At 66.1% G+C, this 18,873-nt stretch carries 20 protein-coding genes and 1 tRNA gene; 17 read left to right on the top strand and 4 right to left on the bottom strand.

Annotated features, from left to right (window positions below):
• Nucleotides 1-219 precede the first annotated feature (219 nt).
• The 5 genes from petA to ACTOWK_RS11675 all read left to right on the top strand — a co-directional run bounded on the left by petA (nucleotide 220) and on the right by ACTOWK_RS11675 (nucleotide 4,303).
• Complete coding sequence (petA, locus tag ACTOWK_RS11695) at nucleotides 220-840, top strand: ubiquinol-cytochrome c reductase iron-sulfur subunit (RefSeq protein ID WP_441330327.1); 621 nt, start codon at nucleotides 220-222, stop codon at nucleotides 838-840.
• A gap of 3 nt (nucleotides 841-843) precedes the next feature.
• Entirely contained in the window at nucleotides 844-2,103 is a 1,260-nt protein-coding gene (locus ACTOWK_RS11690) for a cytochrome b (RefSeq protein WP_441330326.1), read from the top strand.
• Nucleotides 2,104-2,140: 37 nt separating this feature from the next.
• A complete protein-coding gene (locus ACTOWK_RS11685) occupies nucleotides 2,141-2,884 on the top strand; it encodes a cytochrome c1 (protein WP_441330325.1) in 744 nt (247 codons plus the stop codon).
• A gap of 176 nt (nucleotides 2,885-3,060) precedes the next feature.
• A complete protein-coding gene (locus ACTOWK_RS11680; RefSeq protein ID WP_441330324.1) occupies nucleotides 3,061-3,696 on the top strand; it encodes a glutathione S-transferase N-terminal domain-containing protein in 636 nt (211 codons plus the stop codon).
• Nucleotides 3,697-3,811: 115 nt separating this feature from the next.
• Nucleotides 3,812-4,303: a ClpXP protease specificity-enhancing factor gene (locus tag ACTOWK_RS11675; protein ID WP_441330323.1), complete on the top strand. Its 492-nt coding sequence runs from the start codon at nucleotides 3,812-3,814 to the stop codon at nucleotides 4,301-4,303.
• A gap of 177 nt (nucleotides 4,304-4,480) precedes the next feature.
• Here ACTOWK_RS11675 and ACTOWK_RS11670 read toward each other — a convergent pair whose 3' ends face one another.
• Genes ACTOWK_RS11670 through ACTOWK_RS11660 form a run of 3 tightly spaced genes read right to left on the bottom strand, consistent with a single transcriptional unit; the run spans nucleotide 4,481 to nucleotide 5,989 of the window.
• Nucleotides 4,481-4,804, bottom strand: coding sequence for a DUF3301 domain-containing protein (locus ACTOWK_RS11670; RefSeq protein WP_441330322.1), 324 nt, complete (start codon nucleotides 4,802-4,804; stop codon nucleotides 4,481-4,483).
• A gap of 40 nt (nucleotides 4,805-4,844) precedes the next feature.
• Entirely contained in the window at nucleotides 4,845-5,723 is an 879-nt protein-coding gene (nadC, locus tag ACTOWK_RS11665) for a carboxylating nicotinate-nucleotide diphosphorylase (RefSeq protein ID WP_441330321.1), read from the bottom strand.
• On the bottom strand, nucleotides 5,720-5,989 hold the full coding sequence (locus ACTOWK_RS11660; protein ID WP_441330320.1) for a Trm112 family protein: 270 nt from the start codon (nucleotides 5,987-5,989) through the stop codon (nucleotides 5,720-5,722). Before ACTOWK_RS11660 ends, nadC begins: the two co-directional genes overlap by 4 nt.
• Nucleotides 5,990-6,053: 64 nt before the next feature.
• Here ACTOWK_RS11660 and purE point away from each other — a divergent pair, with 64 nt between their 5' ends.
• Together purE and ACTOWK_RS11650 are read left to right on the top strand one after the other, a co-directional pair.
• Nucleotides 6,054-6,572 carry a 5-(carboxyamino)imidazole ribonucleotide mutase gene (gene purE / locus ACTOWK_RS11655; protein WP_031370404.1) on the top strand — a complete coding sequence of 173 codons (519 nt, stop codon included), beginning with the start codon at nucleotides 6,054-6,056 and terminating at the stop codon, nucleotides 6,570-6,572.
• A complete protein-coding gene (locus tag ACTOWK_RS11650) occupies nucleotides 6,569-7,708 on the top strand; it encodes a 5-(carboxyamino)imidazole ribonucleotide synthase (protein WP_441330319.1) in 1,140 nt (379 codons plus the stop codon). Before purE ends, ACTOWK_RS11650 begins: the two co-directional genes overlap by 4 nt.
• 121 nt (nucleotides 7,709-7,829) lie before the next feature.
• Here the strand turns inward: ACTOWK_RS11650 and ACTOWK_RS11645 are convergent, their stop codons facing one another.
• Nucleotides 7,830-8,423, bottom strand: a complete 594-nt coding sequence (locus ACTOWK_RS11645) for a superoxide dismutase (RefSeq protein ID WP_441330318.1) — start codon at nucleotides 8,421-8,423, stop codon at nucleotides 7,830-7,832.
• 191 nt (nucleotides 8,424-8,614) lie between these two features.
• On the opposite strand from ACTOWK_RS11645, the gene grxD reads away from it, so the two are divergent.
• From grxD to ACTOWK_RS11595, 10 genes are all read left to right on the top strand, one after another.
• On the top strand, nucleotides 8,615-8,935 hold the full coding sequence (gene grxD / locus ACTOWK_RS11640) for a Grx4 family monothiol glutaredoxin (RefSeq protein ID WP_441330317.1): 321 nt from the start codon (nucleotides 8,615-8,617) through the stop codon (nucleotides 8,933-8,935).
• A complete protein-coding gene (locus ACTOWK_RS11635) occupies nucleotides 8,932-9,678 on the top strand; it encodes an SDR family NAD(P)-dependent oxidoreductase (RefSeq protein ID WP_441330316.1) in 747 nt (248 codons plus the stop codon). Before grxD ends, ACTOWK_RS11635 begins: the two co-directional genes overlap by 4 nt.
• 13 nt (nucleotides 9,679-9,691) lie before the next feature.
• On the top strand, nucleotides 9,692-10,288 hold the full coding sequence (locus ACTOWK_RS11630) for a YhgN family NAAT transporter (RefSeq protein WP_408953003.1): 597 nt from the start codon (nucleotides 9,692-9,694) through the stop codon (nucleotides 10,286-10,288).
• 324 nt (nucleotides 10,289-10,612) lie between these two features.
• A complete protein-coding gene (locus ACTOWK_RS11625) occupies nucleotides 10,613-13,843 on the top strand; it encodes a TonB-dependent receptor (RefSeq protein ID WP_441330315.1) in 3,231 nt (1,076 codons plus the stop codon).
• 203 nt (nucleotides 13,844-14,046) lie between these two features.
• Entirely contained in the window at nucleotides 14,047-15,429 is a 1,383-nt protein-coding gene (gene ppnN / locus ACTOWK_RS11620) for a nucleotide 5'-monophosphate nucleosidase PpnN (RefSeq protein ID WP_441330314.1), read from the top strand.
• A gap of 58 nt (nucleotides 15,430-15,487) precedes the next feature.
• Nucleotides 15,488-15,564 (top strand) — tRNA-Asn (locus ACTOWK_RS11615).
• A 537-nt stretch (nucleotides 15,565-16,101) separates the two neighbouring features.
• Nucleotides 16,102-16,641: a GspH/FimT family pseudopilin gene (locus tag ACTOWK_RS11610; RefSeq protein WP_441330313.1), complete on the top strand. Its 540-nt coding sequence runs from the start codon at nucleotides 16,102-16,104 to the stop codon at nucleotides 16,639-16,641.
• Complete coding sequence (gene pilV, locus ACTOWK_RS11605; protein ID WP_441330312.1) at nucleotides 16,638-17,117, top strand: type IV pilus modification protein PilV; 480 nt, start codon at nucleotides 16,638-16,640, stop codon at nucleotides 17,115-17,117. The genes ACTOWK_RS11610 and pilV overlap by 4 nt, the downstream gene beginning before the upstream one ends.
• On the top strand, nucleotides 17,114-18,343 hold the full coding sequence (locus ACTOWK_RS11600) for a PilW family protein (protein ID WP_441330341.1): 1,230 nt from the start codon (nucleotides 17,114-17,116) through the stop codon (nucleotides 18,341-18,343). The genes pilV and ACTOWK_RS11600 overlap by 4 nt, the downstream gene beginning before the upstream one ends.
• An 8-nt stretch (nucleotides 18,344-18,351) precedes the next feature.
• On the top strand, nucleotides 18,352-18,864 hold the full coding sequence (locus ACTOWK_RS11595; protein ID WP_441330311.1) for a pilus assembly PilX family protein: 513 nt from the start codon (nucleotides 18,352-18,354) through the stop codon (nucleotides 18,862-18,864).
• Nucleotides 18,865-18,873 lie beyond the last annotated feature (9 nt).

Raw genomic sequence — 18,873 nt, 5'->3', positions numbered from 1 at the left:
GGTGTCGGCGAGGCCGTTGCAGCGGCTTTCGAGCCGCATCGGGCGCCTCCAGGCGTGCGCTGATCCTCGTTCCGCGGCAATGGCGGATTGTCGGGCGCTTAACGCTTCCGCTACACTTCCCCGTCTTTTGAGCCGCCAGCCTTCCGCCAGTGGTATGTGGTCGCCTTTGGCGCCAGACGGTGCGGCGTAACTTCGAATTGCAGCTTTGCGGAGTGCCGGATGGCCAACCAAGGGGTCAACGATCCTATCAATACGGGCCGACGTCGGTTCCTGACGGCGACCACAGCAGTGGTCGGTGCCGTCGGCGCCGGCTTTGCCGCGGTTCCTTTCATCAAGTCCTGGAACCCCAGCGCGCGCGCCAAGCTCGCCGGCGCTCCGGTGACTGCCGACATCAGTGCGCTCGCCGAAGGCCAGCGCCTGGTCATGGAGTGGCGCGGTCAGCCGATCTGGATCGTCAAGCGTTCCAAGGCCATTCTCGACGTGCTGCCGACCCTCGACGGTCGCCTGCGCGACCCCAAGTCCGAGAACCTGGATCAGCAGCCGGCCTACGTGCGCGATAAGAGCCCGGAACTGCGCTCGCTCAAGCCCGAGATCTCGGTGCTCGTCGGCCTGTGCACCCACCTGGGCTGCTCGCCGGAAATGAAGGCCGAGATCCGGCCCGAGGCGTTCGACCCGGAATGGAAGGGCGGTTACTTCTGCCCCTGCCACAAGTCGCGCTTCGACATGGCCGGTCGCGTGTTCGAGGGCGTACCGGCCCCGACCAACCTGCTGGTGCCTCCGCACTACTACGAAAACGACAACACCATCGTCATCGGTGTTGATCCGAAGGGAGCGGCGTAAGTCATGTCCAACGTCATTACCCGCACCGCCAACAACCTCTTCGATTGGGTCACCGCTCGCGCGCCCGGCATGATGCCGTTCTATCGCAAGCACATGACCGAGTATTACGCGCCGAAGAACTTCAACCTCTGGTACTACTTCGGCTCGCTCGCGCTGCTGGTGCTGGTCAACCAGATCGTCACCGGCATCTTCCTGACGATGCACTTCAAGCCGTCCGCGGTCGAAGCGTTCTCGTCGGTCGAATACATCATGCGCGACGTGGAGTGGGGCTGGCTGATCCGCTACATGCACAGCACCGGCGCCTCGCTGTTCTTCATCGTCGTCTACCTGCACATGTTCCGCGGCCTGCTGTACGGCTCGTACCAGAAGCCGCGCGAGCTGGTGTGGATCCTCGGCATGCTGATCTACCTGGTGCTGATGGCCGAAGCCTTCATGGGCTACGTGCTGCCGTGGGGCCAGATGTCGTTCTGGGGCGCCAAGGTCATCATCTCGCTGTTCGGCGCGATCCCGGTGATCGGCAACGGCCTGACCGAGTGGATCATGGGCGACTACCTGCCCGGCGACGCCACCCTCAACCGCTTCTTCGCGCTGCACGTGATCGCGCTGCCGCTGGTGCTGTTGCTGCTGGTCGTGCTGCACCTGGGCGCGCTGCACGAAGTGGGTTCCAACAACCCCGACGGCGTCGACATCAAGAAGGGGCCGAAGGGCAACCGCTGGGATGCCAGCAAGCCGCTCGACAGCATCCCGTTCCACCCGTACTACACGGTCAAGGACCTGGTGGGCGTCGGCTTCTTCCTGATCATCGCCGCGTTCATCATCTTCTTCGCCCCGGCGTTCGGCGGCTGGTTCCTCGAGCACGACAACTTCAGCGAAGCCAATCGCCTGGTGACGCCGGAGCACATCAAGCCGGTCTGGTACTACACGCCGTACTACGCGATGTTGCGGGTGATCCCGCACAAGCTGTCGGGCGTGCTGGTGATGTTCGGCGCGATCGCGGTGCTGTTCCTGGTGCCGTGGCTGGACCGCAGCAAGGTCAAATCGGTGCGCTTCCGCGGCTGGATGAGCAAGGTGGCGTTGGGCGTGCTGGCGATCTGCTTCCTGTGGCTCGGCAAGATCGGCGCCGGCCCGGGTACCGACCCGGTCGAGACCATCATCGGCCGCGTGCTGACCTTCCTGTACTTCGCCTTCTTCATCACCATGCCGCTGTGGACCAAGCTCGACAAGACCAAGCCGGTGCCGGAACGGGTGAAGATGCATGACTAACCAGAGCTCGATTGATCACAGCCGGCCCTTCCAAAAGATGCGTATCGTGAAGAAGCTCGCCACCTTTGCCGCCGGCCTGCTCGTGTCGGCGACCGCCTTCGCCTCCGGCGGCGGCGATCTGATGCAGTCGGGCACCGACCTCAACGACCGCGCGTCGTTGCAGCGCGGCGCCCAGCTGTACATGAACTACTGCTCGGGCTGTCATTCGCTGAAGTACCTGCGCTATTCGCGCATCGCCGAGGACCTGGGCCTGACCGAAGCGGAGGTCATGAACAACCTCAACTTCACCGGCGCCAAGTTCGGCGAGCAGATCCAGGTCAACATGACCGCCGAGCACGCCAACCAGTGGTTCGGCAAGATGCCGCCGGACCTCAGCGTGATCGCGCGCGTGCGCGGCAGCGACTGGATCTACACCTACCTCAACTCGTTCTATCTCGACGAGAGCCGTCCGCTGGGCTGGAACAACAAGTTGTTCCCGAACGCCTCGATGCCGAATCCGCTGTGGGAGCTGCAGGGTCTGCAGCATGCCGAGTACGGCGAACCCGACAAGGCGACCGGCGAACGTCCGGTGCACGCCCTCACGATCGCGCAGCCCGGCAAGCTCGGCGCCGAAGACTTCAAGACGGCGACGCGCGATATCACCACATTCCTCGAGTACGCCGGCGAACCGGCCGCGCTCAAGCGCCAGAGTCTGGGCGTTTGGGTGATCCTGTTCCTGGCGTTGTTCACGTTGATCGCGTATCTGTTGAAGACCGAGTACTGGCGCGACGTGGAACATTGATCCGATCCCCGCAGGGAGGCCCGCGCCGGTAAAGGCGCGGGCAAGCGCACGACGACGGCAGGAGCCGGCGCCGCCGCGCATGGGGTAAGGGGGCAGGCTCGAGGCCGTGACGACTTTCCACAGCGGGTGGAGGGCGTCTTGCGACCGGCGGATTCCGGTAGCTGGAGAGGTCGATGATGGCGGCGAGCCCCCGTATGCGTAATGCCCTGACTCTGTTTTCGTCCACCGACTGCGTGTTGTGCCACCGGGTCCGGCTGGTGCTGGCGGCGAAAGGCGTCACCTACGACCTGATACCGGTCGACCCGCAGAACCCGCCCGAAGACCTCGTCGACCTCAACCCGTATCACTCGGTCCCGACCCTGGTCGAGCGCGATCTGGTCCTGTATGCGGCCAGCGTGGTCAGCGAATACCTCGACGAGCGCTATCCGCACCCGCCGCTGATGCCGGTCGATCCGCTGTCGCGGGCGCGCCTGCGCCTGGCGATGCTGCGCCTCGAACACGATTGGGTGCCGCAGGTCCAGGCCATCCAGATGGGCAACAAGGCCCAGGCCGAAGCCGCGCGCAAGCGCCTGAAGGAACTGCTGACCGCCTCGGTGCCGCTGTTCAAGGCCAGCAAGTTCTTCCTGAACCCCGAAATGAGCCTGGCCGACTGCGCCATGGCGCCGATCATCTGGCGCCTGCCCTCGCTCGACGTGCCCATGCCGAAGGACGGTAAGGCGATCGAGGACTACGGCAACCGCATCTTCCGCAACCCCGGCTTCACCCGCAGCCTGACCGACCAGGAACGCAAGCTGCGCGACATGCCGAGCTGAGCCGGGGCCAGGGGCGGGCCGCGTCCGCGCGGCCGCGCCGGGGATGCGACGGGCGGGGCCGTCATGGCATGCGACGGCCTCGTCGTTCATGTCGTCATGACGCTAAAATGTGCGCATGACCGAAAGCAGCGCCCCGATGACCAGCCACCGCCCTTACCTGTTGCGGGCGTTGTACGAGTGGATCGCCGACAACGGCATGACCCCGCATCTGCTCGTCGACGCCACGCGTCCGTCGGTGCAGGTGCCGGCGCACGCGGTCAAGGACGGCAAGATCGTCCTCAATGTCGCTGCGCGCGCGGTCTCGCACCTGGAAATGGGCAACGACCTGATCCGCTTCAGCGCGCGCTTCGGCGGCGTCAGTCATCCGGTCTCGGTGCCGGTCGGCGCGGTGTTGGCGATCTATGCGCGCGAAACCGGGCAGGGCATGGCCTTGCCGGAAGACGTCGGTCTGGAAGAGTCGGCGCTCGACGAGGGGCACGACGAGATGGATTCGGCGCCGCCGATGTTGAGCTCGGTGCCGAGCGATCCTGCGCCGGAAGGCGACGACGACGGCGGCCCGCAGACGCCGAGCCCGCGTCGCGGCGGGCATCTGCGTATCGTCAAGTAAGCCGAAGTTTTGGAGTAGGAGCGGCGCGAGCCGCGACCGCGCCAATTCGAAAGCCGGCGCGGCATCCGTCAATCGGCGAACTCGTCATCCTGTAGGCCATGGCGGTATCGTCGTGGGTCGAAGCCTCGCGGTCGCGGCTCGCGCCGCTCCTACCCTTGAGCGGTTGCGTCCGGTCGTTCAATGCAACTGCGTCGGCGCCCGCGTCACCGGGCCGCTGAAGGCGACCAGCCGCTCGCCGCGCAGGATCAGCCGACCGACGTGCCGGTCTTCGCCGTCGATCGAATAATCGAAGCGGAAAGTGCGCTCGAACCCGAGCCAACCGCTCTCGTGGCGGATCAGCTTCAGGCCGATCGCATGCACGCTCTGGTCCAGCCATTGCACGCCGGCCTTGAGGCAAGCGTCGCGCCCGACCGTCTCGGCGCGTTCGGCGGCGGCGCGGCCGGCGCTCCAGAACGAGAACGCGGCGGCGCCGAAGATCATCAACAGGATCAGGGTAGGCATGACAGGGTTCTGGCGACGGTCGGGCGCAAAGCCAAGGGGGTCAGCCCGGCGGCGGCCCGAGTTTCAACGAAAGATCGATGGCGCGCACATGTTTGGTCAGCGCGCCGATGGAAATGCAGTCCACCCCGTCCTCGGCGATCGCGCGCAGGCCGGCCAGGTCGACGCCGCCGGAGACCTCCAGCGGGATGCGTCCATCGAACGGAGCGCCGCGGGCGATGCGCACGGCCTCGCGTCGGGTCGGCGCGTCGAAGTCGTCGATCAGGATGCGGTCGCAGCCGGCGCCGAGCGCTTCGCGCAGTTGCTCCAGCGATTCGACTTCGACGATCAGCGGCAGCTGCGGATGCTTGGCGCGGGCATCGGCGATCGCGGCGCTGATCGAGCCGGCGGCGCGGACGTGGTTTTCCTTGAGCATGACCGTGTCGTACAGGCCGATGCGGTGGTTGACCCCGCCGCCGACGCGCACCGCGTACTTCTGCGCCAGGCGCAGGCCGGGCAGGGTCTTGCGGGTGTCGAGGATGCGGGTGCCGGTGCCGCGCACCGCCTCGACATAGCTCGCGGTGACCGTGGCCGTGCCGGACAGGGTCTGCATGAAATTGAGCGAGGCGCGCTCGGCGCTGACCAGGGCGCGGGCGCGGCCGTGCAGCAGGGCGAGCACGGTGCCTTTGCTCACGCGCTCGCCTTCGGCCACGCGCCAGTCGATGCGCACGTCCGGGTCGAGAGCGCGATGGCAGGCCTCGAACCAGGGGCGGCCGCAGACGACCGCGTCTTCCTTGCACAACAGGTAGGCGCTGTCGGCGATGTCGGGCAGCAGGTCGGCGGTGACGTCGCCGCTGCCGAGGTCTTCGGCCAGCGCATCGGCGACGTCGGCCTCGATCTCGGCGGCGGGCGGCGGGCTGAGGTCGCGGGCGGGCGCGCTCATGCGGCCGGGAAGCCTTCGACCTGGGTTGCGGCGATGGCGTTTTCGGCGTCGAGCAGCGGAATGCCGTCGTCGACGATGTAGACGATCTTGCGGTCGCGGGTCACCAGGGCCTCGCGCAGGGGCTCGGACTGGGCGTCGCCGCTGCCGCGGACGATGCCGCCGGCGCCGATGGCGGCGTTCAGGGCCTGCAGGCCGCGGCTCTCGAGGGGGAGCAGGGGCTGGCGCGTGGAGGGGCAGACGAGCAGGTCGAGCAGTTTGCGATCCATACGGTGCGGTGCCGATACGACGGGACAGGGCGTTAGAATACGTCTTTGCGCCAAGGCACGCCCCATGTCTCCAGCTTCCGCAACGCCCGTCACCCCTCCTGCGCTCGTCGGCATCGTCATGGGCTCGCGCTCTGACTGGGAAACGATGCAGCACGCTGCCGCCAAGCTGGAAGCGCTCGGCGTTCCGCACGAGGTCCGGGTGGTCTCGGCGCACCGCACGCCCGACGTGCTGTTCGAATACGCCGATACGGCGGCGGCGCGCGGTCTTCGCGCGATCATCGCCGGCGCCGGCGGCGCGGCGCATCTGCCGGGCATGCTGGCGGCGAAGACCGCGGTGCCGGTGCTCGGCGTGCCGGTGCAGTCCAAGGCTCTCAACGGCATGGATTCGCTGCTCTCGATCGTGCAGATGCCGGCCGGCATTCCGGTGGCGACCTTCGCCATCGGCAACGCCGGCGCCGCCAACGCGGCCTTGTTCGCCGCGGCGCTGCTGTCGGCCGAATACCCGGCGATCGGCGCGGCGCTGACCGCGTTCCGCACCCGTCAGACCGACGAGGTGCTCGCCAACGACGATCCGCGCCAATGACCACCGTCGGCATTCTCGGAGGCGGGCAACTGGCCCGCATGCTCGCGCTTTCCGGCGCGCCCCTGGGCTTGCGTTTCCTGGTGCTCGACAGCGCCGACGATGCCTGCGCGGGTCAGTTCGCGCCGATGGTGGTCGGCGATTACACCGACCAGCCCGCGCTCGACGAGTTCGCCTCGAAGATCGACGTCGCCACCTTCGATTTCGAAAACGTGCCGGCCGAGTCCGCGCACTGGCTGGCCGAACGCCGGCCGGTGTTCCCGAGCCCGCGCGCGCTCGCGGTCGCCCAGGACCGCCTGGCCGAAAAGACCTTGTTCCGCGAGCTCGACATCCCGGTGCCGGATTTCGCCGCGATCGATACCCGCGCGGCGCTCGATGAGGCGATCGCGACCATCGGTATGCCGTGCATCCTCAAGACCCGGCGCCTGGGTTACGACGGCAAGGGCCAGTTCCGGATCAAGACGCCGGCCGATGCCGACGCCGCCTGGGCCGCGCTCGGTCCGCAGGCCGACAAGGTCGGCTTGATTCTCGAAGGTTTCGTGCGTTTCGAGCGAGAACTGTCGGTGGTCGCGGTGCGCGGCCGCGACGGCGAGTTCCGCGCCTGGCCGATCACCGAGAACTGGCATGTCGACGGCGTGCTGTCGGCGAGCCTGGCGCCGGCGCGCACCGACGAGGCGCTCGCCGCGACCGCGATCTCGTACGCGCGCAAGCTCGCCGAGGCCCTGGACTACGTCGGCGTGTTCGCGCTCGAGTTGTTCTGCCGCGACGGCGTGCTGCTCGCCAACGAACTGGCGCCGCGCGTGCACAACTCCGGGCACTGGACCATCGAAGGCAGCGAGACCTCGCAGTTCCAGAACCATCTGCGCGCCGTGCTCGGCCTGCCCTTGGGGGATACGCGCATGCTCGGCGTGGCCTGCATGCTCAACTGGATCGGCGCCATGCCCGAGGCCGGGCCGGTGCTGAGTGAAGCCGGCGGCCATTGGCACGATTACGGCAAGTCCTCGCGCGAGGGCCGCAAGGTCGGTCACGCGACCCTGCGCGCCGATAGCGCCGCCGAACTCGCCCAGGCCTTGCAGCGGGTCGGCGAGCGCCTGGGCCGGCAGGAGCAGGTCGCGCCGGTGATCGAACGGCTGGGGTGATCGTCTTGGCTTGAGCTGGCCTGGCCCGAGCTGGTCTGGCTTGAGCTGGTTTGGCTTGAGCGAGTCAACGAAAAACGGCCGGGTTTCCCCGGCCGTTTGGGTATCGCGATGAGGCTTGCGCTTACTTGAGGTTGGAAGCGACGAAGTCCCAGTTGACCAGGTTCCAGAACGCCTCGACGTACTTCGGACGGGCGTTGCGGTAGTCGATGTAGTAGGCGTGCTCCCAGACGTCGCAGGTCAGCAGGGCGGTGTCTTCGCCGGTCAGCGGGGTCGCCGCGTTGGGCGTGCTGACCAGGGCGAGCGAGCCGTCCGGGCGCTGCACCAGCCAGCCCCAGCCGGAGCCGAAGGTGCCGACGGCGGTCTTGGTGAACTCTTCCTTGAACTTGGCGAAGTCGCCGAAGGCCTTGTTGATCAGCTCGGCCAGCTTGCCGGTCGGCTCGCCGCCGCCGCGCCCTGCCGGAGCCGCGGGCGACAGACAGTTCCAGTAGAAGGTGTGGTTCCAGATCTGCGCGGCGTTGTTGAACATGCCGCCCTGCGACTTCTTGATGATCTCTTCCAGCGACAGCGCGGCGAACTCGGTGCCCTCGATCATCTTGTTGAGGTTGTCGACGTAGGCCTTGTGGTGCTTGCCGTAGTGGAAGTCGATGGTTTCGGCGGAAATGGTGGGTTCGAGCGCGGTGCGGTCGTAGGGCAGGGCGGGCAATTCGATGGCCATTGGCGGGCTCCTTGCAGAATTCGGGGGGCTGGCTAGCAGGGGCGCCGCGGGCGGCAGTCCGTTCCAGGCGTGAAACCAGGCTGGAAGGGACGCGTCGGCGGCGCCATGTAGGCTTACAATTCATATTCTATCCCCACGTTTCGTTGCTGAACCGTCAAGGCCGGCAACAAACCATCGAAGGAGCAGTACCCATGTCCGTTATGGAACGGATCCAGGCCGAAGTCGAAGCCCACCCGATCGTGTTGTTCATGAAGGGCACCGCGCAGTTCCCGATGTGCGGCTTCTCCAGCCGCGCCGTGCAGGCGCTCAAGGCCGCCGGTGCGACCGCACTGCATACGGTCAATGTGCTCGAAGACGCCGAAGTGCGCGCCAATTTGCCGCGCTACTCGAACTGGCCGACCTTCCCGCAACTGTTCATCCATGGCGAGCTGATCGGCGGCTGCGACATCACCATGGAACTGTACGAGTCCGGCGAACTCGCGCGCATGATCAGCGAGACCCAGGCGCAGTGAGTTCGACGGCAGCCACGAGCGCGACGCAGCAGGCCCTGGCCGGCCGCGTCGTCCTGGTGACCGGGGCGGCCGGCGGACTCGGCGCGGCCGCGGCCGCCGCCTGCGCGAGCGCCGGGGCGACCCTGGTGCTGCTCGGGCGCAAGCTGCCGAAGTTGAACCGGGTCTACGACGCGGTCGCCCAGCTCGGCCCGGAGCCGTTGCTGTATCCGCTCGACCTGGAAGGCGCGCAACCCGACGATTACGCCGACATGGCCGCGCGCATCGAAAGCGAACTCGGGCGTCTCGACGGCGTGCTGCATTGCGCCGCCGATTTCCCTGGCCTGACCCCGCTGGCGCAGACCGACCCGGCGGCGTTCGCCCGCGCCGTGCACGTCAACCTCACCGCGCCGTGGTGGCTGTCGCAGGCCTGCTTGCCGCTGATGGCGAAGTCGGCCGATGCGGCGCTGGTGTTCGCGCTCGACGACCCGCAGCGCGTCGGCCAGGCTTATTGGGGTGGCTACGGCGCGGCCCAGCACGGCCTGGCGGCCCTGGTCGGCATGCTGCACGCCGAACTGGCCAATTCGAGCATTCGCGTGGCCGGCCTGCGTCCGGGGCCAATGCGCACCGGCCTGCGTTCGCGCGCCTATGTCGAAGACAGCGACCGCAGCGCCCGCGACCCGGCCGCCTATGCCTCTGCTTGCGTGACCTTGCTGGCGCCCGAAGGCGCCGTGCATCGCGGCCAGGTCTGGGCACCGACGCCATGACCGCTGCCCGCCCATGACGATCGCCTCGGCCGCGCTGCTGCTGTTCATCATTCTCGACCCGCTCGGGAACATCCCGGTGTTCCTGAGCCTGCTGCGCGGGCTGCCGCCCAAGCGCCAGCGTATCGTGCTGGCGCGCGAGCTGCTGATCGCGCTCGGCGTGCTGATGCTGTTCCTGTGGGGCGGCAAGTACGCCCTCGAGCTGATGCACCTGCGCCAGGAGTCGGTCTCGATCGCCGGCGGCATCGTCCTGTTCCTGATCGGCATCCGTATGATCTTCCCGCCGCCGGAAGGGCTGATGGGCGAGCTGCCCGATGGCGAGCCTTTCATCGTGCCGATGGCGATCCCGCTGGTGGCCGGCCCCTCGGGCATGGCCGCGGTCATGTTGATGGGCAGCAACGACCCCTCGCGCCTGACCGACTGGAGCCTGGCCCTGCTGATCGCCTGGGGCGCGACCGCGGCGATCCTGTTTTCGGCGACCTTGTTGTACAAGCTGCTCGGCCGCCGCGCCCTGATCGCGATCGAGCGCCTGATGGGCATGCTGCTGGTGGCGATTTCGGTGCAGATGGTCCTCGACGGCCTCGGCACCTACCTGCAGATCTCGCCGCCCTGACCGGGGCGGTCGGAGCCGCCCGGTCGCTGCCGGCCGGGCTGGCCTGACCTGCCGATCCGCAGCGTCGCCACCCGGGGAGGGCTGGGGCGCTTATACCGCTTTGCCGGGTGTGCCGGTTCTGCTGTGCGGGCGGTCACCGTGTGACAAGCCATGAACGGCGTCACGTCTCTGTCACACCTCCCCCCTAGCCTGTTAAACTGCTGTTAACCCAGCGGCCACGCGCCGTCCGGGTAGGGGCTAGCCAATCCAACTTAGAGCACGGCAGCGGCGCAGAGCCGCGCCTGCCCAACTCCGCCACGCATTCCACATCCCGAGGTCACCGTAATGACTCATCCGAACCGCGTCCGGTTGTCCAAGCTCACGCTTGGTCTGCTTGCCGTTCTCGCCACTGCGCCGGTCTTCGCGCAGAGCACTTCCGCAGGCCTCGCCGGCCGCGTCCTCGGCGCCGACGGCCAGCCGGTCGCAGGTGCCGAAGTCACCATCACCCACTCCGAGTCGGGCACGATCAGCCGCGCCACGACCGGCGCCGACGGCCGCTATAACGCACGCGGTCTGCGCGTCGGCGGTCCGTACACGGTCGTGATCAATAAGGAAGGCTCCGGCACCGCCAGCCAGGACGGCGTGTTCCTGAACCTGGACAAGGTCAACGAAGTCGACGTCGCACTGAACAACCAGGTCACCACCCTGGATGCGGTGCAGGCCGTCGCCGCCCTCGGTTCGGAAGTGTTCTCTTCCAACAAGATGGGCGCCGGCTCGATCCTCACCCGCGATCAGCTGGAGTCGATGCCGACGATCAACCGCAACCTGCAGGACTTCGTCCGCCTCGACCCGCGCGTGGTCGTCACCGACAAGTCGCGCAACGAAATCTCGGTCGGCGGCCAAAACCCGCGCTACAACGTGATCCGCGTCGACGGCATCAGCACCAACGACTCGTTCGGCCTCGGCGGCAACGGCCTGCCGACCCCGCGCCAGCCGTTCTCGATGGACGTGATCGACGAAGTGGCGGTCGACGTCGCCAACTACGACGTGACTATCTCCGGCGGCACCGGCGGCGTGATCAACGCCGTCACCAAGTCGGGTACCAATGAGTTCCACGGTTCGGTCTACGGCGTCTACCGCGACAACGACTGGTCGGGCAAGAACCAGAACGACGTGCGTCCGCAGCTGTTCGACAGCGAGAGCACCTTCGGCGCCACCTTCGGCGGCCCGCTGGTCAAGGACAAGCTGTTCTTCTTCGCCAACTACGAGAAGTACACCGGCAAGGAAGTGTTCACCGGCAACTCCAGCTTCGGTCCGCCGGGTTCGGGCGCCAACAACATCGTCAACATCACCCAGGCGCAGATCGACGAGGTGATCTCGGCTTCGCAGACCCTGTACGGCTTCGACCCGGGTAGCCTGGCGCTGCCGGCGCTGGATACCGATACCGAAGAGTACGGCATCAAGTTCGACTGGAACATCAGCGACAAGCACCGCGCCAACTTCCGCTACGCCAAGAGCGAGCAGAGCACCGCGTTCCTGCAGGGCTTCACCACCAATTCGCTGGCGCTGAACTCGTATCACTACGTCAACGACTTCGAGTTCAAGACCTACACGGCGCAGCTGTTCAGCGACTGGACCGACGTCTTCTCGACCGAAGCCAAGGTCTCGTACCGCGACTACTCGGCCGTGCGCAGCCCGCGCTTCGACCTGCCGGCCATCGCGATCCGCTTCGGCAGCAACACGCTGAACCTGGGCACCGAAGAGAACACCCACGTCAACGTCCTCGAGACCAAGACCTGGAACGGTTTCTTCGCCGGTAACCTGTTCCTCGGCGACCACACCGTCAAGTTCGGCGCCGACTACGAGTCGAACGAGGTCTACAACCTGTTCGGCCGCCGCGTGAACGGCGTCTACACCTTCAACAGCATCGCCGATTACAAGGCCCGCCGTTCCAGCCGCTACCAGCTGTTCTACCCGCGCGGCGGCGACCTCGACAACATGGCCGCGACCTTCACCCAGAAGAACGTCGGCGTGTTCCTGCAAGACACCTGGGCGGTCAACGACAAGTTGAGCCTGACCTTCGGCCTGCGCTACGACCGCGCCATGGTCGACGACCGTCCGGTCTTCAACCCGGCGGCATCGGCGCTGTTCGGTACCCGCAACGACAACAACATCGACGGCACCGACCTGTTGGCGCCGCGCTTCGGCTTCAACTACACCTTCGACAGCGAGCGTCCGACCCAACTGCGCGGCGGCATCGGCCTGTTCCGCGGCGGCACCCCGACTGTGTGGCTGGCCAACCCGTACTCGAACAACGGCGTGTCGTACACCGACTACGTGTTCACCAATGGCATCAACGGTTTCAGCCCGAACCCGGACGCCCAGCTCGGCCTGGTCAACGCCGCCGGCGGCGCCGCCGGTGCGACCCAGTCGGTCGACTTCATCGAAAAGGACATGAGCCTGCCGTCGGTGTGGAAGGCCAACCTGGCGTTCGATACCGAGTTGCCGTGGTACGGCATCGTCGCCGCCGCCGAAGCGGTGGTGACCTCGGTCAACGACGCGCTGTACTACCAGCAGCTGAATCTCGGCGCGGCCACCAAGGTCGGCCAGGATGGCCGCAACATCTATTGGGACCCGAACGGCCTGGCCGCGGCCAGCTGGAACGCCGACGGCACCGCCTGCCTGCGCGAAACCGGCCTGAACGGTTCGGCCTGCACCAACAGCCGCACCAATGCCCGCGCCCTGCGTGCCACCGCGTATAACGACGCGATCATCGCCCGCCAGACCGGCAAGGGCGAAAGCCAGCAGTTCACCCTGTCGTTGAACAAGCCGTTCAACAACAGCGACTGGAGCTGGAGCGTCGCCTACACCTACACCCATGCCGACGAAGTCAGCCCGCTGACCAGCTCGACCTCGAGCTCGCAGCTCGGCAACGTGGCCGTGTTCCAGGCCAACGAAGAAGTCAGCGCGCGTTCCAGCTACGAAGTCCGCGACCGCTTCACCGCGTCGCTGAACTGGAAGCACGCCTTCTTCGGCGACAACAACACCATCGTCTCGCTGTTCTACGAAGGCCGTTCGGGCCGTCCGTACAGCTACGCGTTCGACAACGACGCCAACGGCGACGGCCGCTTCAACGACCTGATGTACATCCCGAAGGGCCCGGGCGACGTGCTGTTCCGCAACGCCGCCGAAGAGGCCGCGTTCTGGCAGTTCTACAACAGCGACGAGTACCTGCGCAGCCACGGCGGCCAGGTCGCTCAGCGCAACGCGGTGCGCGGCAAGTGGGTCAACCAGTTCGACCTGCACATCGCCCAGGAATTCCCGGGCTTCTGGGAAGGCCACAAGGCCGAGCTCGCGCTCGACATCCTCAATGTCGGCAACCTGTTGAACAAGGATTGGGGACAGGTCGAAGAAGTCGCGTTCCCGGGCATGCGCGGTATCGTCGATTACGGCGGTATCGACCCGGCGACCGGCAAGTACATCTACCGCTTCACCAAGCCCGATCCGGAACAGATCTACGACGAGAAGGGCATCTCGCGCTGGGCGGCTCAGCTGAGCTTCCACTACCGCTTCTGATTCTTGCGGTATCTGGCGACAACGGAAACGGCCGGGGGCGACCCCGGCCGTTTCCTTTTTATGGGGCCGCAGCATCCGCGGCCGGACAGGGTGGGGCGGCACGGCCGCGGACCAGTCCGGCGGGCGGGAGCGGCCGCCGCAGCGCAAGCCGAACTGCTAGAGTCCTTTCCCACTAATCGATGAAAAAAGCAGAGAAAAACGCAATGACCGCAACCCCCATAGCGGCCGTCCTGCCGACGGTCAACGCCCGCATCTACCCCAAGGGCGGGCTCGATGTCCTCTCCCGCGACGAGGTCGCGCGCCTGCGCGACGCCTCCACCGGCATGCACGACCTGCTGCGCCGTTGCGCCCTGGCGGTGCTGACCAGCGGCAGCGCCTCCGACGACCCGCGCGCCGCGCGTGAGCTGTATCCCGATTTCGATATCGAAGTGCACCAGCAGGACCGCGGCGTGCGCATCGACCTGCGCCACGCGCCGGCGATGGCCTTCGTCGACGGTGAGATCATCCGCGGCGTCGCCGAACTGCTGTTCGCCGTGGTCCGCGACCTGGCCTATACCGCCATGGAACTCGACAAGGGCGGCGGCCGCGACCTCGACAGCAGCGACGGTCTCACCGATTCGGTGTTCGGCCTGCTGCGCAACGCGCGCATCCTGCACCCGGCCGACCCGAACCTGGTCGTGTGCTGGGGCGGGCACTCGATCTCGCGCGACGAATACATCTACACCAAGCAGGTCGGCTACGAGCTCGGCCTGCGCGGCCTGGACATCTGCACCGGCTGCGGCCCGGGCGCGATGAAAGGCCCGATGAAGGGCGCGACCATCGCCCACGCCAAACAGCGCAAGCGCCGCGTGCGTTACATCGGCATCACCGAGCCGGGCATCATCGCCGCCGAGTCGCCGAACCCGATCGTCAACCACCTGGTGATCATGCCGGACATCGAGAAGCGCCTGGAGGCCTTCGTCCGCATGGGCCACGGCATCATCGTGTTCCCCGGCGGCGTGGGCACGGCCGAGGAAATCCTCTACCTGCTGGGCATCCTGCTGCGCGAGGAAAATGCCGAGCTGCCGTTCCCGCTGATCCTGACCGGCCCGACCGCCTCGGCCCTGTATTTCGAGCAGATCGACCGCTTCCTGCGCCTGACCCTGGGCGAGGCGGCGACCTCGCGCTACGAGATCATCGTCGGCGACCCCGAGCACGTGGCCAAGCGCATGGCCGCGGGCATCCGCCGGGTTCGCGAAAACCGCATCGAGCACAAGGATTCGTTCTTCTTCAACTGGTCGATCGACATCCCGCTGACCTTCCAGAAGCCGTTCATTCCGACCCACGAGGCGATGGCGGCGCTGGACCTGCACCACGGCCGCAAGCCGCATGAACTGGCGGCCGACCTGCGCCGGGCGTTCTCGGGCATCGTCGCCGGCAACGTCAAGGAAGACGGCATGCGCCGGATCGAGGAATTCGGCCCGTTCGAGATTCACGGCGACCACGACATGATGCAATCGCTGGACGCCTTGCTGCGGGCCTTCGTCGAACAGCGCCGGATGAAGATCGCCGGCGAATACCGCCCCTGCTACCGCGTCGTGACCTGAGGAAAATCGCTCCGAAGTGTTGACGAAGGGCGGGTCATTGAGCATCATATGCAGCCCCGCCCGAATAGCTCAGCCGGTTAGAGCACTTGACTGTTAATCAGGGGGTCGTTGGTTCGAGTCCAACTTCGGGCGCCAAATACTGGAAGGCCTCGCAGAAATGCGAGGCCTTTTTTGTTGTCCCGCTTCCTGTGGTTCTCCAGGAAAACCAGGCGTTCAGCGAGCCTGCCGACGAATGCAGCGAAGTTCGCGAGTCGTCTCGCGACGAGCGCGGCTGGAATGAATCGCGGATTCACCGCATCTCCATCGGTAGCGGATCAGGCGATGGATGTTGGGTTGTGGAATCGCTTCGCCCATCGATCGGTTCGCTCAGAAAACAGCGAGACCGCCAGAAAGGGCGCGTCGACCGTTCCCAATGCCGGTTGAGAGGGGGGCGGATTCAGCGCGCTCGCCGACCGAGCCGCGCACCGCCCCGAACGGCTGACCGAGCCGCCCGGCTTGGCCGGGTTTCGCGCATCGCCTGCCGGGAACCCGCTTGCTGCGTGACGCAAGTCGGGATATTTCCGCCCTCGGAACCACTGGCCAACCCAGCCCGACCGCTCGTCGGTAGTGTGCCATTTGGGGCCAAGAGCCGCTGTTAGCATCCCTCATGTCCTCTGGGGAAGAGCACCGCTCATGCCAATGCGTCGAGCTGCCGGCTTCACACTGATCGAGCTCATGGTCACGATCGGGATCGCTGCGATCCTGCTGGCCCTGGCCCTGCCTACGTTTACCGAATCCATCCGCTCCAACCGGGTGTCGACGGCAACCAACCAGATGCTGGCGACGATCAATCTCGCCCGCGCGGAGGCGGTGCGCAGCAAGAGCCAATCCTGGGTTTGCCCGAGCAACGACACCCGGACCGATTGCGGCGCGAACTGGACCGACGGCATGTTGGTATGGACCGACGAGGACGGCAATGGCGCGCGGACCACGGCGGAAATCAAACGCGTGATCGAGCCTCAGGAAGGCATTGCTCTCACCATGGGCACCATCAGCGCGATCGGTTTCGACGATCGCGGGCGCGCCATCGAAAAGAAGCCCACCGGCGCCGTCGTTTCCAACTTCAATTTCAGCATGAAGGCGGCCACGTGCAAGGCCGGCGCCGCCAACGTCCGTTCCTTCGACATCAACCGTATCGGCCGCGTCAGCGTGACCAGGGGGAATTGCCCATGAGCCGTCGACTTTCGCGCAGCATGACCTCCGCGAGGACGCAGCGCGGCCTCAGTCTGATCGAGGTCCTGATCGCCGTACTCGTCCTGGGGTTGGGCTTGCTCGGCCTGGCGATGCTGCAAACGACCAATCTGCGTCTGTCGCAGAGCGCCAACCAGCGCACCATCGCCACCAATCTGTCCAGCGATCTGCTCGACGACATCCGTTCGAACCGCTTGCTCGCGGCTAAATACAGCGGGACTTATCTCGCTTCGTCGGCGACCGCGAACGCGAGCTGCGCCAAGATTAATAAGGTGACGCCGGACGACCGCAAGGCGGCGTTCACCTGCCGGATGCGAGAGGCCCTGGGCGAGAGCGGCAAGGCCGTAGTTCTGGTCAACCCCGACAAGACTGTCAGCATCGTAATAACCTGGGACGACGACAAGCGTTGGAGAGTCGGCGCTGCGGGAACCGAATTCGTGATGGAGAGCGCGCTGTGAGCCGTCGACCGCAACTGGGCTTGTCGCTGATCGAGCTGATGGTGGCTCTGCTGTTGAGCGGCCTGCTGATGCTTGGCCTGGTGGAGATATTCTCGGCCTCCCGCGCCTCTTATCAGATGGCGCAGGGCCTGGCACGAGCCCAGGAAAGCTCGCGCTTCGCGATCGATGCACTGCAGCGCGATGCGCGCATGAGCGGACATTTCGGCTGCGTATCCGATCAGGCGCATTTCTATGCCGGGAACGGGATGTTCGGGGAACTGTTCCTCAGCGATCGCAGCAACTACACGACCGTCCCGGTCGATCGCCTGCCGCTGCGTTTCGATTACTCGGTACGTGGGTACGAAGCTGCAAATAGCGGGCCCACGGATACCTTGAACTTGTCGGCCGACCCGGTCGAAGGCAGCGCTGGCGATTGGGTGCCTGCAGTGGAGAGTCAGTTCTTTACCGCCTTGAACCCTAGGCCGATCCGCGGCAGCGATATCCTCGTACTGCGCTTCCTGTCGCCCGAGAGCGCTGAGGTCACCAGTTTCACCACCGGCAATCCAGCGACCATTCGAGTCAATTCGACCCAATGGGGCGTACTGACGAAGGCTGTCGAAAATCCCGGTTTGTTCGGCATCGCCGACTGCCGGTCGGTGGTGCTGTTCCAGGCCAGTGCGCTCGCCGACGTTACCGGCGCCAAGGTCGTTACTGTGCGTAGCAGCGGCGTCAATCAGATCGGTTTCGATGGGTCCGATACATTCGCTTCCGGCCAGGCGCGTCTGTATCGCGCCGAGAGCCTCGTCTACTACATCGGCTTGAAGGTTCGGCCCGATGGCGCGAAGGAGCCCACCTTGTTCCGGGCCCGCTTCAATGCGGCCCCGGGTGCCGCGGCGGTATCGCTGGACGGCGGTATCGCGGAAGAAATCGTCGAGAGCGTCGAGAACATGCAGTTGCTGTTTGCGCAGGACGCAATCACCAATACAGCGCAGCCCCCGACCGGCGTCATCGACGGCGTCCGTACAGCGGCGGGGCTATTGCCGGCTAGCGACAGCAGCGGCGGTTGGCAGCGTGTCGGCGGCATGCAGGTCGGCCTGCTGATCCGTAGTACAGATCCAGCCTCGGCACAGCAACGCACGACCGCGCCGCGTTCGCTCGGCACCCAGTTGACCCTGCCGAACGACCAGCGCTACCGGACTGTGTACGAAACCAATATCGCCTTGCGCAACCGGCTGTACGGAAATTGAGGCCCGCCATGAATACGACCCGTACTCGACCGTTCACCGGGGCCCGCGCCCAGCGCGGCGCGGTGTTGTACGTAGCCTTGATCATGCTGATCCTGCTCGCGTTGATCGGCATCACCGCGATGCAGGTCACCGGGCTGCAGGAACGCATGACGGCCAGTTATCGCTCGACCAATATGGCGTTCCAGAATGCCGAGGGGCGTGCGCGCGGCAAGGAAGGCGACCTGCAGCGCCAGGTCCAGAGCGGCGGCGCCGAGTCGATCGATCTGGACGAGTCGGTATGCACCGCCGGCTTCGACCCTTCCGCCTGGGCGGAGACGCTCAAGTACGCCAACCCGCTGCCTGCCAAGCTCAGCTATACCCGCCGTATCGACGAATGCGTCTCCGGCGGCACCGGTATCGGCATGGGCACCGCGCCGATCAGCGAGAACACCAATCTGATTTTCCAAGTCACGGCCTACGCCGTGGATCGCGGCGCTAATCCGGGTTCGGACGCCGTCATCGACACCATTTTCGTGCCCTGAGGGTATCGC

The sequence above is a fragment of the Lysobacter sp. CA196 genome (genome assembly GCF_052078695.1).
Classification (GTDB): Bacteria; Pseudomonadota; Gammaproteobacteria; order Xanthomonadales; family Xanthomonadaceae; genus Lysobacter.
Note: the sequence above shows the minus strand (reverse complement) of the source record. Positions and strands in the feature narration are given on the sequence as shown.